The organism is Aeribacillus sp. FSL K6-2848 (assembly GCF_038004325.1).
Taxonomy (GTDB): Bacteria; Bacillota; Bacilli; order Bacillales; family Aeribacillaceae; genus Aeribacillus; species Aeribacillus composti.
This window is the reverse complement of record NZ_JBBOQQ010000001.1, coordinates 918,971-934,922: the sequence shown is the minus strand read 5'-3', so window position 1 is coordinate 934,922 and position 15,952 is coordinate 918,971. Positions and strand designations below refer to the sequence as shown.

Here is a 15,952-nt window from a genome sequence, read left to right as displayed (position 1 = left end):
CCGTTTATTTTAATTCTTCAGCATATTTCAAATAGGCAAGAATAGCTTCCATAAACTGTTGTATGTATTGTAAATGGAGAGTATCATTTTCTCCAGTCGGCCTTGCATGTTTCACCAAGTAATCCAATATATGCATTAATTCTCCTACTCTCGGCTTATCTGAATTCCGACCGGCCAAATAGGCAAACTGGGGGCGAAGTCGTTTCAATTCGCTAATGCTTTTAGCTCTCATGATTTGGTCATAAATTTTTCTTACCATCGAGGTAGTAACTTCCGCTTGATTCTTGGGACCTCTTAATTTTGTTGCGTATTCTAAAGCTTTATCGCAAAACTCATCATAATCACAGTTGTCCAAACGTAATACATTATTTTTAAAATAATAGGCATAAGGGCTTTCAATTTCTGAGATTTGTTCCCTGGAACCATTTCTCGTCAATAAATAATAAACTTCTTCATTTTTTTCACTGAGCGGCGGTCCCGCGAAATTTTCTCTCGTAATCTTAATTTCTTTTTTGTCAGCCGTAATCATATATCCAAAGTTGTCCCTAACGTTAAAAAACTTAATTCTTCCTTTTAATTTAGCAGTCATTCATTCTCCTCCTCCGCTTTTCTTGTCGCTAATTCCGCCCATTTCACCGCAACAGGAATGATCATAATTTTACGGATTTGATCCCTTTCTTTGGAATGAAAAAGATTATGAACAACGATTTGACGGTATTGATGGACTAATTGTTCTACGTAATCCTCGCCTGCAGCTTCTTTGCCAAACTTTTTGCAACGGTAGTTATAATTTTTCTTAATATCCCGTAAATAATAATAGAGCCTCCAAAATTTTACGTGCTGAAACTTACCCTGTGTAGAATCTTTTAAAATATGCTTAAATCCAAGTGTACTTTTATTCACTTTATACAACACGCTACGATTATCGTATTCAATGACCATTTTTTCTAAAATAGATTCAATTTCCTTTACTTGCTTAAACTCTTCCCAGTTAAACACTTCCCCCATTAATGAAACTTTGTTTTTTATAGGCGGAAAATTACCGTTTGAAATACCACTTGCTTTTTTTGCCGCTTCTAAAGAGTTTTCCGTTATATCCGCCGCACGAGTAACTGGAAATTGATAGGAAAATACATTCATTCCTGCTGAAAAGGTTATATAACGATTTTGGCAAGTAAATAATCGGAAATACTGATAAAATTTCTCTGCAAAAGCAAACACATCTTTCCAAGTTCCAACCACATATGTGTCATCTCCACCAGAAAAAACAACGTATAACGTTTCTTGCCAGCGATGTTCTTCTATGAGTTGGTTAATATAGCCTCCAAAGTATAAGCCTAGCATTCTACTTAACACGGACACTCTCGAAATGGAGCTGCGCTCCCCTAATCCTTGACCAAAAATCATCCCCAAATTATCAACATCCAGTTTTAAATGAGCAAGTTTCGCATCCCCTCTCCCATTGACGATAGCTCTTTGTGATAATTCTTCAAACGTAACTTGTCCATCCTTTCCTTGAGGTAAAAAATAAGCTCCAAATTGAAACCCATCACAATGATCCTCAACAAAATTCGTATCATTGATTTTGTACCATTGTTCCTGCTTATTAGGTGAATATTGGTTCATGTTGGAATAAAATGAAATATCATAACCGAATTGCCGAAACATATCTTGATATGTGTTATAGTCAAGGTCATTAGAGGTAGCTTTTCGAAAGACTAAATATGCAGCATCACGTAATTCATTCGTTAAATTAATAAAACTTTTGCACATTGTACAGACAGCCATAGAATCATCATCATCAAAAAATTCTTCATTTATAGGCCGTTTGCTGCCAAATGAACCGCAAACTTTGCACACATGAGATTCATCATTACCTTTATCCAGCGGTCCAAAAATCTCCTTAAACTTAGACTCAAGTCCAAGTTCACTCCATTTTCTTTTTTTCAACCGACTTGTTTTTGTTTTCGATGATTCCCATACACTTGAGAAATTTTGAAAATCGGCCATGGAAACAGGAACAAAATCTATCGCAAAGTAAATCTCACCATCATGCCCTTCAAGCAAATGTTGCAAAATTTTTTCCCGGATGCTCACAAATTTTTCTTGTTGGCAATAAGGTGCCAGAATGAAGAAATTTCCTCCGCCATTATATAAAAGGCTCGTTGAATGCAGTTCCAATTCATCAAGTATATAACGTACAATAACGTCTGAAAGCAAACTTATGTACACGGAACGTCCTTTTAAACTTTTAGCAGCTCCTTTTGAAGGGATATTAAAAATAAAGTTTTGAATCCCTGATACATCCCCATGGATTAACATAAACTGTTTAGTTGAACGATCAGACGATTCATTAAACTCTTTAATATCCAAATATCCTTTTTCATATTGCTTATAAAGAGAGCAAGCAATAGCAGCATTCGTTTTCATTAAGTCGTATAAAGAGATATCAACAGTATTGGCGTCAGCAACACTCCAAAAATATTTTTCTAGCAAAAATAGCAGCTGCTCTTTCTTATGTATTTTCTCAAGTTCTTTCAAAAAGGAAGAAAACAATTGTCCGATCGAATCGCTATGAACATTTTCGGTTGGCAAAATATTTGACAATTCAAGCGGCTTCAACGGGTACATAAAACTTTTTTTCTGCTGTTGATCAAATAAATTGGAAAATATAGACTGAAGAGGAACAAAATTATTCACTTTCGTCCCATCATGTATCCCATATTCCAATGTACTTAATTGAGAAGCCCTTCTAACAAAAAAGTTAATGATGCTAATGTTACTTTGATCGGAGGATAAGTTTTGATAATATTTTTGAAAAAAGCGGTTTTTATTACTTAAAGAATGGATCGTTTGCATATACAAAGTTTCAGTATCCGAATCGTCTATCAATTTTTTTTCGATAAACATGGGATAAAGATAATGAAATAAAGAAGCCAGCCAAATATGATTCTCCATCTGATGCTTATCCATTCCCCAACCTCCTTCTACAAAAAATCGTACTATTCTACTATATACGACAAAAATCTTACAATTCCTTTTGAAAAAACTAACAATTACACATTTTTTTACATTTGTTAATTAATTTGTCACAAATAATAAAAACGTAACCTTAGAGCATATGTCCTAAAGTTACGTTCACTATCTGTGTGATTTATTATTAATGAAATTTATGTAATAAGATGAAAAATGGAACAGAACGTATTTAACAATCAGTTGAAACGGAACTTCTAAACGAAGTCATTCCGACCATTGATGTTTTACTATTGAAAATGAAATTGTTTTTCACTCAAAAAAGTCAATGCATAAAATTAGAGCTTTTCTCTCTGTTTAACGTTTCTGTTTTCTTACCAAAATACTAATACGTTCTTTGAAGGATTGTATGGATACAAAAAATAAAATAATTGGTGCTCAGCTATACAAATGATAAGACGAGGAATTTTATTTAAAAAGCAGCCTAAAACACGAATATAGAAGGTTTAGGCTGCTTCCTTTTTCTATTGACTTTTAATATTTTAAGAGTGCGGCACTTGTTAAGTATTTTATTAAAGAGATAGACATCATTCTTGCTTCCCTAGTTAATCAATGAACGCTTTTTCACATCATTTTAATAAATTTTAATGTTGCCGCTTGATACGCTTACGTCGATAGGATGTTCACCGGACCCATGGGTACCTTTGATGTTTTTATTATCTATTTTTTTGCTAGTTAGCGGAAAATCACATGTTATATTGCCGCTGTTTGTCTTTCCGTTTAAAGTAAAGTCAGCATCAGTCGGAAGATTAAGATCCACCACTCCTGAACCTACTTCAATATCAACTGAATCTGTTAATTCATCCATTTGTATATTTAAATTTCCAGATGATAGCTCAGCCTCAATAGCTCCGATATAATGCTTTACTTTGAGGTTTCCAGAACTAATATCAAATGATCCTGTTTCTGTCGTTAATGAGTCTATATCGACATTCCCCGATGAACTATCATGCTCAAAATGTTTAACCGATACATTCTTCAGGTTGACGTTTCCCGAGCCTATATCTAATATTAATTCATCTAGTTTCATCGGTTCATTTTTTGAAAGGCCAGAGAAATTCAAATTCCCGGAGCCAAGATTTATAGCCATGTTTCGATCATAATCTTCAGAGATGTAAATATTCAATCTTGCCTTGTTATGAAACAACCACCCAAACCATTTCCATTTCTGTTTCGCACTTACTTTTACTTTGTCTCCATGCTGTTTAACAATCAGCTTTCCCTTTCCATCTAAATCAGCTTTTAAATCTTCTCGATTTTCCGGAATAATCGTTGTGCTAACACCTGAGGCATCAATTTCAATCATTTCAATTCCCTCTGATGTAACGGACTGGGTTCTTTGATTTCCTAAAGGCCACCAACTAAAATTGATTGGATTCAAAAAGATAATATATAAACCAATGAATCCGATGATACCCAACAGAATCGCAAAAAATCTTTTCAATGTTTTCCCTTCCTTCCCAAAAATTTTTCGCAGCTTTATCACTTGATTTGTTTATCCTTTAGCACTCCGCTCAGCAAGGGGCAACAAAGTAGCACCGATCCTCCCCTTGTATACAAAATATTTTGACTAGAATTTTACATAGTTTTATTCCATATATTTACAATTTTCATTTAAAATGTCAATGAAACGTACTAGCTTCATTAACAAATCCCTAGTGCAAGAAGTTCGCCTAAACAAATACAAAAAAAGCAATGACTCTCCAAATCCACAACCTTTTCGCATTCTTATTTTAGAGAAGATTTTTAGCCTCATAAACAGCTATTATCCAAAAACTTCAAGCTGGATTGATTAAATGAATTTAAAGGAAAAACAAATTCAATTACTTTTTTCTTCCTTAGAATACAGAGAAAAGTGATTTTCCAAAATGGACCTCAAATGTATATTCAACTAAGTCTTGAGACTTATTTATGATGAAATGATTATGGGGCCTGTCCCCCACTACGTGAATGTAATGAGGGAAGACCCCGTATACCGTAAGTTTCTAATCCGTACAATAAAAAATATGGTCTTGATGCGTCTAAAGCCAAGTGATATTGTACTCCCATTTTTCGACTATTAGTACTTTCCTACAGGATGTCAAGCAAAATTCCATCATCATCCTGGTCATTAAAATCCAGAAGAATCAACATGTTGCGCTGGAGTCAGAACACTGTCAATGTAAAATGTTTTAATTCCTCGTAGTTAAGATAAAAACAATAATAATTGAACTTCAATTTTGTCGTTTCTCCGGGTTTCAATTCCTCATAAATTATAACATTTATCTTGTGAATTGTTGCTAATTTTTAAAACCCTTGAAAATCAAGGGTTTTTCTTTTTCATCTTAGCGTAAATCCGAGTGAATTTCTGAGGCAACAAGTAGCTTTTGTCCCCAATTTGTCCCCATAAAAATTTAAGGCGGACTTTTCTCCGCCTTCTTTTATTTTATTTCCGCTTGTAACAAAATTGATTCTTTATCGCCTTTATATGTATACTGCACATTATTATGATTATTTACTTTCGTATAGTCCATTAGATTGTTTTTACTATCGGTAAGTCCTAGTTCAGAAACTACCTTATTACGTTCTCCATAGCTTAAAGAATCATCGGCTATACCGACCAGTAGAACAAAAGCAAAATTTAAATCCTCTTTTTCAGCGAAAAGAGTGTCTGGCATTGCTGCAAGGGTTATCTTGTTATCTTTGATAAATACATGAATGTTTTCAGATAACGCAATAACATGCTGACCATCCTCATTTTCTTCACTGGAGATGATTTTCAAATTTGTCTTTTCCCCCATTTGTTTTAATGCTTCTGAAATTCTGCTTTCAATTTCTTTCGGATCCACTTCTGTCTTTGATTCTGTTTTTTCAGAATTGCAACCCACCAAAAACAACATAAAGACAACCGCTAAAATTGAAAATAACTTCCTCATTTAATACATTCTCTCCTATTCCTTTTTACCTACATATTACCATATTTGTATTTTTTATTTACCAAAAATTTTCACCTTTAAACAGAACATATATTCGGTTATAATAAGAACAAATGTTCTTAGAAGGTGATCAGATGAAAGGATTGCTGCTGAATGCTAAAAATCATGGTTTTGCTTTAAAGATGATCTACATGAACGATCAAGGGGTAATAACAGAAAGATTCATTACGGTAAAAGACTTTAACGATAAATACATTCGTGCTTACTGTCATTTTCGAAAAACTTTCCGAACGTTTAAACGATCGAACATCCTTTCAATTGGTCCAATAAAGAAACGAAAAGTAGGGTGAAACGAATGGGCAGATATGGTCAATTCCGCTCGAGTGAGTGGATTTTTTTATGCAAAAAATTTCAAAAAAGGTGTTTATTATACAATTGTATAATTATATAATTAAAGTGCAAACAAGGGGAGGTAATGGAAATGAAATTAACCAAGAGATCGGTTATGAACAACGCTTGGAAAATTGCTCGAAATGGTGTTAAACGTTTTGGTGGCAGAGCTTCTGACTATATTGCAGAAGCAATGAGGATCACTTGGATATTTTGATGACAAAGAAGATGCAATAAAAGCAAGAAAAGCAGCCGAGGAAAAATATTTCAAGCCAATTCGGGAGGATATCACCAATGGAGAAAATGACTAAAGAAGAATTTCTGCAACGAATTTTGACAAGACGTGAAGCTGAAAGCTACGTTGGTCTATCCAACGTAGCTTTCCAGCATCATATCAGAGAAGGACATATTGTGCCTTGCAAAGAATCTGGATCCGGGAAGGGAAAGGTCCAGCTTTTTTGGAAAGAAGATCTGGACGAATTGAAAAAAATCTTAAAATAATCATTGACTATACAATTATATAAATGATTTTAGATTAGAGTATTAAGCACGACCGAAAGGCCGTGCTTTTTTTTGCTATTTCGTAATAAAGGCCGGATAGCCTTTTTTCTTGAGCTCTGCAGCCAATTTTTCCGCATTTTTTCTATCGGCAAAAGCTCCGACTTGTACACGGTAGACTTTTTGGTTAGATGCTGCAGGTTTAGCGGATGATGGTTTAGCTGCAGCTTTTTTCTTTAGGCCGAAAGCTTTTTCAAGCCCCTGCACGTGTCCGAACGCAATTTGACTGAGAAAGCTGTCAGATTTCAATTTCGAGGCATCTGTTGAATGATCAATAAACAAGTTCTCTGTCAAAATTGCCGGCATTTTCGTTTTCCTAAGCACCGCATAGTTGGCTCGTTTTTTACCACGGTCTTTTACGCCACTAATAGCCTTCATAATTTCCTGATGCATAACGTTTTGATATGCGATTGTCGCTGAGCTGACGTTACCGTTGTAAATGTAGCTTTCAAACCCTGTACCACCGCCGGCATTGATGTGAACAGAAATAAAATAGTCTGCTCCCCAAGCGTTGGCCAGATTGGCACGCTCAGAAAGGGATAAATATACATCTGTCGTTCGAGACAATTTGACTGAAATGTTTTGATATTCTCCCAAAAGGGATTGAATTTTCTTAGCAATTTTTAAAGTCAATTCTTTTTCCTTCAATCCGTTTGCGACTGCTCCTGGATCGTTGCCTCCATGTCCTGGATCAATGAAGATTTTCACCATTATTTCTCCTCTCCTTTTCCCTGCAATACTTGCACCGCATTGCGCAGTTTTTCTGGGATGGGAACACCGATTTTGCCGAGATTTTCAATAATACTTAAGAGTTCATTGGCTAGATAAAACCAGATTGTGGCATCCCGAAACATATGGACTTCCCCACCGAGAGCAATATCGACCATATTGGCGATGGCGACAACCAAAAAAATCGCCACTTTTTTGGCGATTCCTTTGACACCAACTCCTGAATTGAGTTTTTTCTCTAAATATGCAGCCACAACACCAGACATATAATCAAACACAACAAATGTAAGCAATACTGTAAGTAAAGCGCTCCACCCTCCAAATAAATAGGAGGCTAGAGCGCCTCCGATAGAAACAACCGTTTTAAAAATATGATCCATGTTTTCATCTCCTCACAAAAATGGTTTCAACAAAATAAAAATCAGCACCTAAAACGGCATGCTGATTTAGAAGCTGTTCAATAAACCTCTATAGTATCCATTGACTATGTCTTGGTTATCGGGAATCTACCCACAATTACATTATCGACTACCAACACTGTATTCCCATATTCAATTTTATACGGTAATTCTAATATATGTGGAACATTAACAAGTATATCCGTTCTGTCTAAGTTCTCATCAAGTATCTCGACTCTAAAACCGCCTTCAGATTCACTGCTAAGAAATTTTGCTTTAAAAATCTGAGGAATATTTTGAACAAACTTGATTCCATAAACTTGTTTTTCATTATTTTGATTAGAAATGGTTATTAATATTGCTTCCATTCCACTTGGAAACCATTGTTCTGCTATTATATCCTTTATCTCATCCCAATTAAAACTATAACCATCCGGAAAAAAATCAGGATGATATAATGTCACGGTTATAGTGTAATCGGCATATTCTTCTTTTAGGTTTAAAAATAGTCCCAAATAACTGTCAGGTTTTACGTATTCAATTTCTGCGACAATATCATCTTTAGTCGCATTATTCTTTAACAGTACACCATCTAAATTCAAGCAGTTTATATCACCAAATCTAAATTCACTTAACCAATAATTTGCATTTGGAGTTTCTGGATCAGTCTCTTTTTCTCCTTTCAACTTATCGCGGATATAGGTTGTGATATCACGAACAACATTTCCAATCTGCACGAACGGATTTATTCGTTGAAAAGGGTTATAGTCACGTGCAATGATCCTTAATCTTCTATCAATCTCTAGCAATGGGTCATATGAGCGAACAGTGTCACCGATTTCGACTTTAGCTAAATTCTCATAACCCTCAATTCCCGATTGTGCCAAATCAAGTACATCGACTCCTAAAGACACTTTCGGTTCTTCCCCAGTAGTATCTATTTCTTCTGTTACTCCGATAAGATTCTCGCCAAGTTTAAATTCTAAGCCGTTATCAGCGCCCCTGCGTTTTACTAAATGTACAGTGAATTTTTCCCAGATTAACTCACCGCCAACAAGGTTAGCCAACTCAATAAGAGCACCACGGATATTATCAGATTTAGGTTTAATATAGTAGCTTCCGCCGATTTCTACAGTTCCGACTGAAAATGGTGTACCTGACAATAAAACAGACATTAAATTTCTAGGACTGTCTTCCGCTTCCGTGAATGGTAATGGATATTTTTTCTTATCGAGTAACTTATACGACACATGTTCACACGACACAGACATGGTCACCGATGTTTCTCGCTTTTTTACGATTCGACCAACTTGAAAATAATCATCGTCAACCTCAATAATATTTGCGTTGTTAATGTACTTTGTTTTATCGTCAAAAACCGTGTCAAAAGAGAATGTATAGTGAGCGTTTATTTGTTCACTGATTAAAGGGTTGATAACATTTTTGATTGGTAGTCTACGAGCTAAGGTTGACGGATCTACGATATAAATAACGTCACCGTTAAGGACATTCCAAGTGATTTCGGCTTTTACTGACAGGGATGATTTTGTAATGATATTAACTCCAGTAAACTCCGATAGATACTCACTTGCTGTCATCTAATCACCCCACTAATCCAATGACACACTTAAATCACCCGGTTGTATACTCACACCCACACCCTGACCGGCAACTATCGATGTTGCTAACTCGCTATAAAACAATAAATTACCACCTGTTTGACTGTCATAAATGCCAACATGCGTTATGACACCATAGTTAACCGCTGCCGGTGCAAACTCGATTAAGTTTGTATTACTTACGGTACCGTCAGTGATTTCGCTAAATATGATTTCTTGCCTTGCATACGCACTGTCACTTACCTCTGTTCCTTCACCTGTAAACAGTGCTAAATAAAGAGCACTTGGTCCCGTGTAAGATGTACGTTTAAATATTGCGTTCATAATTTTGCTCTCTAAATAATCTGTCATGGACATTCGTTATTTCCTCCTAAAAGGATATGGTTCACACCTGAAATTCACTGTAAACCGACCACTCTTAACAACTTTTTCAAGTTCAATGTTTCCGTAAACCTTCGCATTATAGTAGTAGTCTGGATCATCGTCAAAGATAAGTGGAACTCGGTCGTCTGTTATCAGCCATCGAGATATATTACGAGCTGCTTCATATAAGTTTGCCGGTCGTTTAATTAAAAACTCAACTTCTATAATGATGTCTTTTGCCGACTTGTCCGGGATAAGTATAGAACCATCCCGGTGTGGTATATCGATATACGTGTCTTTGTTTTCGGGCAATAAAGGTCGTTTAGAAGTGAGCATAACAAGATTAAATGTTCTCGAATGTACACCATTAAAGGTAATTCCGTTTGTCAAGCTATACCACCGCCTCTTGTATTTTGAATCTGCAGGACGTATAGTTCTCTAGCAATTTTCTTAATATCGTTTTCTTCACGCACAACGAAAGTATTCCCCGTGATCAAAATTGGATTTCTCAGCAGCTCTTCCGTTTCCCGGTTCGGATAGACTTTCGAACCACGCGGAAGCTGTACGAGCTCCGGTCCTTGTTCACCAACGATTGCATACCCGCCCTGGAAAAAGTTTGTCCCTTTTGCCAACATCGGAATTTTCGGGATGTTGATTCCCTTGCCGCCCACTCCAGGGACCCAATCCGGGATTTTCAGACCGTTCAAACGGCTGATAAAGCTGTTGATCGTTGAAATGATTGAGTTGAGCGGTGATTTGATCGCGTCTTTTATTCCTTTCCACACGCTAGAAATCTTGTTTTTCATAGCTTCGAAAGCGGACGGGACAGCATCACGAATCGCATTCACCGGATTCATCACAAAACTTCTAATACTGTTCCATACGCTGGATGTTAGGGATTTTATCGTGTTCCATACCCCGGAAATGATATTTTTGATAAAGGTAAAAGCTGCATTCACTCCTTGCTTGATACTCTCCGAAATAGACGAGATTAGCCCCTTAATGCCGTTCCAAATCGTCGATGTCACTGTCTTAATCGTATTCCAAACGGTACTGATTGTTGTTTTAATCGCGTTGAATACTGTCTCGCTGGTTGATTTGATCGCGTTCCACACCGTTGTTAGGGCCGCTTTAATTGCATTCCAAACGGTAGAGGTGAGCTGTTTAACCGTGTTCCAAACGGTGGAAATAGCGCTTTTCAACGTCTCGAAAGTTGTAGTTGCCGCGGTCTTCAGCCCGTCCCAAATCGCGACTACCACCGTTTTAATACCTTCCCACACCGCAACAGTTACGGTCTTAATTGCCTCCCACGCGCCGCTCAGAAATGAGCCAATAGCATTGACGGTCGTTTCAAAAATGCTCTTAATCCCGTCCCATAACTTTGCGAAAAAGTCTTTGATCGGCTCCCAATTCTCAATAATTACCGGAACAAGTAGTGTGAGCGCCGTAATTGCAAGCCCAATCGGCCCAGTCATCGCCTTAAACGCATTTCCGAGCAGCGGGAGCATCTTTGTGATGATCGGAAGAGCAGTCTGTATCGAATACAAAATGGGCGCCAATGCCATGAGTACACCAGAAAAAATGCCGATTGCTCCCACAATCGCTGTAATCGTTGCCGCTAATTGAGGATTTGCTGACATCCAGCTGGCGATTGCTCCGACAACCGATGCGATAACAGACAGCAACGGTTCAAGCGCCGTTTTCAAATCATTCATCGCTTTTTGGAATTTTACAGCCGGATCGGCATTGATTTTAGAAATCGCATCATTCAGTTGATCTTGGTTGTTTTTCGCATCTCCTAAATGCTTGTTCATGTTGAGGATCGTCTCGGATATATTAGTCCCTTGATCCTCCCACATTGTCCCAAATATTGCTACACCAAGTGCATTCTTTTTTGTTTCATCATCAATGCCGGCAAGCGCTTTTGTCACTTCAACCATCGCTTGTCTTCCTTTATCTCCTCCTGCAGCAACAGCTTGGCCCCATGATTCCAATTGCTGAGCAGATATTCCGGTCCCTTGCAACAATTCAGCGGTTGCTTTATCCACTCCTTGCCCAAATTCGGCCAACCGAATCCGTCCTTCTTTCAGGCCATCCAAAAGGTTGTCAATATTCCATGTCCCGGTCTCGACGCCCGCCGCCATAATCGCTTGCACTTCTTGTGCTGAAAAGCCAGCCCGCGTTAACTGTTGACCATATTCAGCTATGATGTCCAACTGTTCGGGCGGAAAACCGATTTTTAAAAGCGCATTGGTCAACCCAAGCGCTTCTTCATTTGAAATGTTCAATTCGCTTGAAATCTCATTAATCTCTTGAATGAGTTCGGTAAAATCAATGCCATCGTAAGAAGATGCGATCATCCCCGCACCTTCAACAATTTTTCGGTTCGCTTCATCACTTGCATTTTTGTTCAATGCCCATTGACGGCGAACACCCTCAAGGGCCGCTGCCGCATCGACGCCATAGGCCTTGATAGTATTTACCGCATCTTTTACTGCTTTCTTTGATTTTTCCGGGACGTTGAACGAAATATCGATCTGTGTGTTTACCCTTGACGTGTCCAGCGCTTGATTTATAGCGCCGGCTAGTCCGCCGCCGGCCACAATTCCGCCAACCATGCCCTTGAGCTCGTCACCAAAACCCTTCACGTCATCCTTAGCGTCATTTGCAGCCTGGGCAATCTGATCAAATTCCTTCTTTACTTGCTTCAAACTGCTGCCGCTATCCAGATGTTTCAAAGCCTGTCGCATCTTATCTAGGTCGGCGTTGGCGCCGAGCGCAGATTTGCCGATTTCGTCAATCGCCTTTTCCAGCTGGGCAGAATTGGCTCTCCCGCTTTTGATCGCGTTCGTCAATTGATTCCCCAAGACGTCTGCAAAATCATCAACACTTTTTCCCGTTACTTTGAATAAGTTTTCCAGCTGCCTCGTCGATTCTTCCGTCTTTTGCTGCTCCGCCTGCATGTTTTGGAGTTCTTGTCGGTATTTTTTCAGCTGCACTTCGGTGAATTCGATTTCTCGACGAAACTTCCGATACTGTTCTTCACCGATCTCCCCGCTTTGAAACTGCTGCTCAACTTGAGACTGAGCGTCTTTCAGTTGATTCAATTTCTTCGTCGTGTTTTCAATCTGATCGGTCAGTATCTTTTGCTTTTGGGCTACCGCTTCGACGTTTCCCGGGTCGAATTTCAGAAGTCTTTCAACAGATCTCAGCTCTGAAGACAGTTCCCGGCTTTTCTTGTTAACATCCTGAAGAGCTTTCTGGAGCCCAACTGTTTCTCCGCCTATTTCTATAGTAATCCCTTTGATTTTTTTATCTGCCACACTCTCACCTCCTAAAAGGCATCAAAATCGGCTTGCGTGGCCTCACGCACGTGCTCTTTCGGCTCAGTCATTTCCCGGATATATTCGTCAATGTAGTCTATGCACATACCGATCGTCATTTCTTCCAGGTCATCTTTTTGTAGTCCGCATCTTCTGCACAAAAAAAGAAACGTCTCAGCAGTGAGTTCATCACCACTGGACGCATCTTGATTCTCTACTTTTTTTTAGACTGGATACTCGCAATGATAAGGTCCTGGAGCTCTGGAATGATATCCATGAGCGGAAACTCATCGAACTGATCTAGCCACGTAATCGGATCGGGAATTGACTTATCGGCTGTTTTGGCCAACGTCCAAATAATGTTGTAAAAGAAATCAAAATCTAATTTTTCTAATACCTCGTAATTAAAATTGCCGTCTTTATCCGTCAATTCCCCGATCACATTGAGTTTATAGATTTCTTTGAAAAAATCTTTTCCGAATTGGGCTTTATAACGCAGCGGTGTAGCTGCGTTCGATTTGAAGCGAACTTGTTTGCCGTCAATCACCAGTGTTTTTTCCATGGATTATACCCCCTGCGGCGCTTTTACGTGCACTTGCTGATACCAGCTGTCGTACAAGGCTTGGTCAATCTCCGGCGTCGTATCAGCTTTCACGTCTTTCGTATCCGGCCGTGGCCGAGCGGTAAAGTTCAGTGTAGATGTTTGCGGTTCAGTCGTTTCTCCTTTTGTCTGTCCTGCAACTGTCGGGCGGCTTGCCTTGCAGTAATACAAGACGTGACGCTTTGCCTTTTTGTCCCCTTGAAATTCAAAGAGAAGAGCAAAAGGCTTTGTCACTTGGTCCGCGTTTTCATACATTACTCCGTTTTCGTATGTGTCGCCAAGGATGTCGATGCGGAATTCGTCTATCAGGTTGGCCAACTCTAATTCTCCGTCATAACCGTTGTTGGTAGCTTCACTGTAATAAGTAGAATCGTCCGCATAAAAATCGACGTTTTCTCCAGCTGGTTCAAGTGTCAACGACACGCCTCCCGGGATACGTTTCGGCGTCTCGTAAGTAATAGCACCAGTAGTCGGATCTTCTATAATCGGAGCGTAATGAACATTCCGAAGTCCGTACTTGATTTTATTGGAAGTCGGAGCAGTCATACTATATCAACCTCACTTCATAGATTTTTTGGTAAAGTTTTTCAGATGTTATAAATGTTTCAGTAGTTTCATAAGGTATTTCATTTTCATCCAGTAAATCTTCCAAAATTTTCTCTGCTTCCAAGTCCTTTTTGTCGGTATAAAGTTCTATCTGCACGTTTTCGATTTTTTGATAAACCTTATTATCAGCATCAAAATTGCTAGAATAACTAACAAAATAGCAAATAAACGGTGGTTTTTGCGAACCTTTAAAATGCGAATAACCTATTGGGAAACCAGTAGCCTTGAGAATAGTATATAACTCTTGTAAAGTCATCCTTTAATCACCTTCTCTACTCTATTCTTAAATTCACGTACAATCTGTTCTTCTACGGGTCGAATGTGTACTTTAGCCTGCACACGTCCGCCACCACGTTTAACATGTCCATATTCCAACAAATGAGTTAATTGGTAATCAGTTTTATTATGGATGATATACCCCTTTTCTTGTTTTTTCCGAGCCCAACCTTTAGCATAATTACCGGTTAATTTTGGACTTTTTTGTTTAAGAAGTTTAACCCCTTCTTTTGTTACATCATCACTGGCCTGCTGTACTTTTTCTTCTACTTCTGCTGTATATTCTTGGACTGCCTTGACTATCTCATTTGTCAACTGGTCGATTGAGGTGTTAGCCATCCACTGCCACCCTTTCGCATATGATTCGCGTTTTTTCTCCGCGTGTTTCCGAACGGATAATTCGGTAGATAATCCCGTTGTGTTTCAATTTTTCCTCGTTGTTATATTCAAATGAATAGACTTCAAACGATTTTGACGGACGTAATCCTGTCATGGCCGCGTTGTAATATTCATTAGATGAAACAGAAAACTCATTGGCATATACCTTTCGTTCGGTGTCTTGTTCAATTTGATTCCCGATTTCATCTTCAATTATTTGAGTAGAAATAAGATAGATAACTTCATGATGTCGCAGTTTCATCCACCACCCGATAGTCATATGACAAACTCAAATGCTGTTTCAGCATGTCGTATGACTGTTGGAATCGCTCTGCCTCTGGATTGTCGTAGCCGAAGTTAGCTTTGCAATAGGTGATGATTGCACGCCTGATTAACTTGTCTGTATCCACAATTTTGTCTTTATCTACACCTGCAATCTCAAGATCACGTTTTGCAGCATCGATTAAGTCTTGTATTTCTTCGTCAAAATCACTAACAGTGACACGTAAAGCCCGCTTTACGGATTCCAACATAGTTATTCACCTACTTTGCCGCTGTAAGGCAGCAATACCACTTTCACACCACTCTGCTCTTGTTCATGACGCAATCGTTTTGAAAGCTCAATATGCTCCTCGAATGTCATTGGGCGTGTCACTTGGTATATGATGGTTTTTTCTGTGGTTTCCTTCACCACTTCCACTTCATCAATGGTCTTTTTCTTTGTCGCCAATCCTACTCACCTCCAAAAGAAAAGACGGGAGCC

At 38.5% G+C, this 15,952-nt stretch carries 20 protein-coding genes; 3 read left to right on the top strand and 17 right to left on the bottom strand.

Going from position 1 to position 15,952, the window contains the following annotated elements; translation table 11 throughout:
* Window positions 1-4: 4 nt before the first annotated feature.
* From csm2 to NSS70_RS04610, 4 genes are all read right to left on the bottom strand, one after another.
* Window positions 5-589: a type III-A CRISPR-associated protein Csm2 gene (gene csm2 / locus NSS70_RS04625; RefSeq protein ID WP_339194405.1), complete on the bottom strand. Its 585-nt coding sequence runs from the start codon at window positions 587-589 to the stop codon at window positions 5-7.
* On the bottom strand, window positions 586-2,973 hold the full coding sequence (gene cas10, locus NSS70_RS04620) for a type III-A CRISPR-associated protein Cas10/Csm1 (RefSeq protein ID WP_339194403.1): 2,388 nt from the start codon (window positions 2,971-2,973) through the stop codon (window positions 586-588). The genes csm2 and cas10 overlap by 4 nt, the downstream gene beginning before the upstream one ends.
* A gap of 634 nt (window positions 2,974-3,607) precedes the next feature.
* The gene (liaG, locus tag NSS70_RS04615; RefSeq protein ID WP_445290579.1) at window positions 3,608-4,519 is read right to left on the bottom strand and encodes a LiaG family protein; all 912 of its coding nucleotides are present in this window, start codon (window positions 4,517-4,519) and stop codon (window positions 3,608-3,610) included.
* 934 nt (window positions 4,520-5,453) lie between these two features.
* Window positions 5,454-5,948 (bottom strand): hypothetical protein, encoded by a 495-nt coding sequence (locus tag NSS70_RS04610; RefSeq protein WP_144598558.1) that lies wholly within the window; start codon window positions 5,946-5,948, stop codon window positions 5,454-5,456.
* Between the two features lie 134 nt (window positions 5,949-6,082).
* On the opposite strand from NSS70_RS04610, the gene NSS70_RS04605 reads away from it, so the two are divergent.
* The 3 genes from NSS70_RS04605 to NSS70_RS04595 all read left to right on the top strand — a co-directional run bounded on the left by NSS70_RS04605 (window position 6,083) and on the right by NSS70_RS04595 (window position 6,839).
* The gene (locus NSS70_RS04605) at window positions 6,083-6,298 is read left to right on the top strand and encodes a hypothetical protein (RefSeq protein WP_144598559.1); all 216 of its coding nucleotides are present in this window, start codon (window positions 6,083-6,085) and stop codon (window positions 6,296-6,298) included.
* Between the two features lie 131 nt (window positions 6,299-6,429).
* Window positions 6,430-6,555 (top strand): hypothetical protein, encoded by a 126-nt coding sequence (locus NSS70_RS04600; protein WP_144598560.1) that lies wholly within the window; start codon window positions 6,430-6,432, stop codon window positions 6,553-6,555.
* Window positions 6,556-6,632: 77 nt separating this feature from the next.
* Window positions 6,633-6,839: a hypothetical protein gene (locus NSS70_RS04595; protein ID WP_144598561.1), complete on the top strand. Its 207-nt coding sequence runs from the start codon at window positions 6,633-6,635 to the stop codon at window positions 6,837-6,839.
* Window positions 6,840-6,914: 75 nt separating this feature from the next.
* On the opposite strand, the gene NSS70_RS04590 is transcribed toward NSS70_RS04595, so the two are convergent.
* From NSS70_RS04590 to NSS70_RS04530, 13 genes are all read right to left on the bottom strand, one after another.
* Window positions 6,915-7,607, bottom strand: coding sequence for an N-acetylmuramoyl-L-alanine amidase (locus tag NSS70_RS04590; RefSeq protein ID WP_340881028.1), 693 nt, complete (start codon window positions 7,605-7,607; stop codon window positions 6,915-6,917).
* Window positions 7,607-8,005 carry a phage holin family protein gene (locus NSS70_RS04585; protein WP_340881027.1) on the bottom strand — a complete coding sequence of 133 codons (399 nt, stop codon included), beginning with the start codon at window positions 8,003-8,005 and terminating at the stop codon, window positions 7,607-7,609. The genes NSS70_RS04590 and NSS70_RS04585 overlap by 1 nt, the downstream gene beginning before the upstream one ends.
* A 104-nt stretch (window positions 8,006-8,109) precedes the next feature.
* Window positions 8,110-9,621, bottom strand: coding sequence for a prophage endopeptidase tail family protein (locus NSS70_RS04580; protein WP_340881026.1), 1,512 nt, complete (start codon window positions 9,619-9,621; stop codon window positions 8,110-8,112).
* Window positions 9,622-9,633: 12 nt separating this feature from the next.
* A complete protein-coding gene (locus tag NSS70_RS04575; protein WP_340881025.1) occupies window positions 9,634-9,999 on the bottom strand; it encodes a phage tail fiber protein in 366 nt (121 codons plus the stop codon).
* Between the two features lie 3 nt (window positions 10,000-10,002).
* Window positions 10,003-10,395 carry a distal tail protein Dit gene (locus NSS70_RS04570; protein WP_340881024.1) on the bottom strand — a complete coding sequence of 131 codons (393 nt, stop codon included), beginning with the start codon at window positions 10,393-10,395 and terminating at the stop codon, window positions 10,003-10,005.
* Window positions 10,392-13,328: a replication protein gene (locus NSS70_RS04565; protein WP_340881023.1), complete on the bottom strand. Its 2,937-nt coding sequence runs from the start codon at window positions 13,326-13,328 to the stop codon at window positions 10,392-10,394. The genes NSS70_RS04570 and NSS70_RS04565 overlap by 4 nt, the downstream gene beginning before the upstream one ends.
* Before the next feature lie 214 nt (window positions 13,329-13,542).
* Window positions 13,543-13,890, bottom strand: a complete 348-nt coding sequence (locus tag NSS70_RS04560; RefSeq protein ID WP_340881022.1) for a hypothetical protein — start codon at window positions 13,888-13,890, stop codon at window positions 13,543-13,545.
* Between the two features lie 3 nt (window positions 13,891-13,893).
* On the bottom strand, window positions 13,894-14,475 hold the full coding sequence (locus tag NSS70_RS04555) for a major tail protein (RefSeq protein ID WP_340881021.1): 582 nt from the start codon (window positions 14,473-14,475) through the stop codon (window positions 13,894-13,896).
* Between the two features lies 1 nt (window position 14,476).
* Entirely contained in the window at window positions 14,477-14,791 is a 315-nt protein-coding gene (locus NSS70_RS04550) for a hypothetical protein (RefSeq protein WP_144597948.1), read from the bottom strand.
* Window positions 14,788-15,150 (bottom strand): HK97 gp10 family phage protein, encoded by a 363-nt coding sequence (locus NSS70_RS04545; protein ID WP_340881020.1) that lies wholly within the window; start codon window positions 15,148-15,150, stop codon window positions 14,788-14,790. Before NSS70_RS04545 ends, NSS70_RS04550 begins: the two co-directional genes overlap by 4 nt.
* Window positions 15,143-15,451 carry a phage head closure protein gene (locus tag NSS70_RS04540; protein ID WP_340881019.1) on the bottom strand — a complete coding sequence of 103 codons (309 nt, stop codon included), beginning with the start codon at window positions 15,449-15,451 and terminating at the stop codon, window positions 15,143-15,145. The genes NSS70_RS04545 and NSS70_RS04540 overlap by 8 nt, the downstream gene beginning before the upstream one ends.
* A complete protein-coding gene (locus NSS70_RS04535; protein WP_340881018.1) occupies window positions 15,432-15,722 on the bottom strand; it encodes a head-tail connector protein in 291 nt (96 codons plus the stop codon). The genes NSS70_RS04540 and NSS70_RS04535 overlap by 20 nt, the downstream gene beginning before the upstream one ends.
* Window positions 15,723-15,724: 2 nt before the next feature.
* Window positions 15,725-15,919, bottom strand: coding sequence for a hypothetical protein (locus tag NSS70_RS04530; protein WP_340881017.1), 195 nt, complete (start codon window positions 15,917-15,919; stop codon window positions 15,725-15,727).
* Window positions 15,920-15,952: the final 33 nt, after the last annotated feature.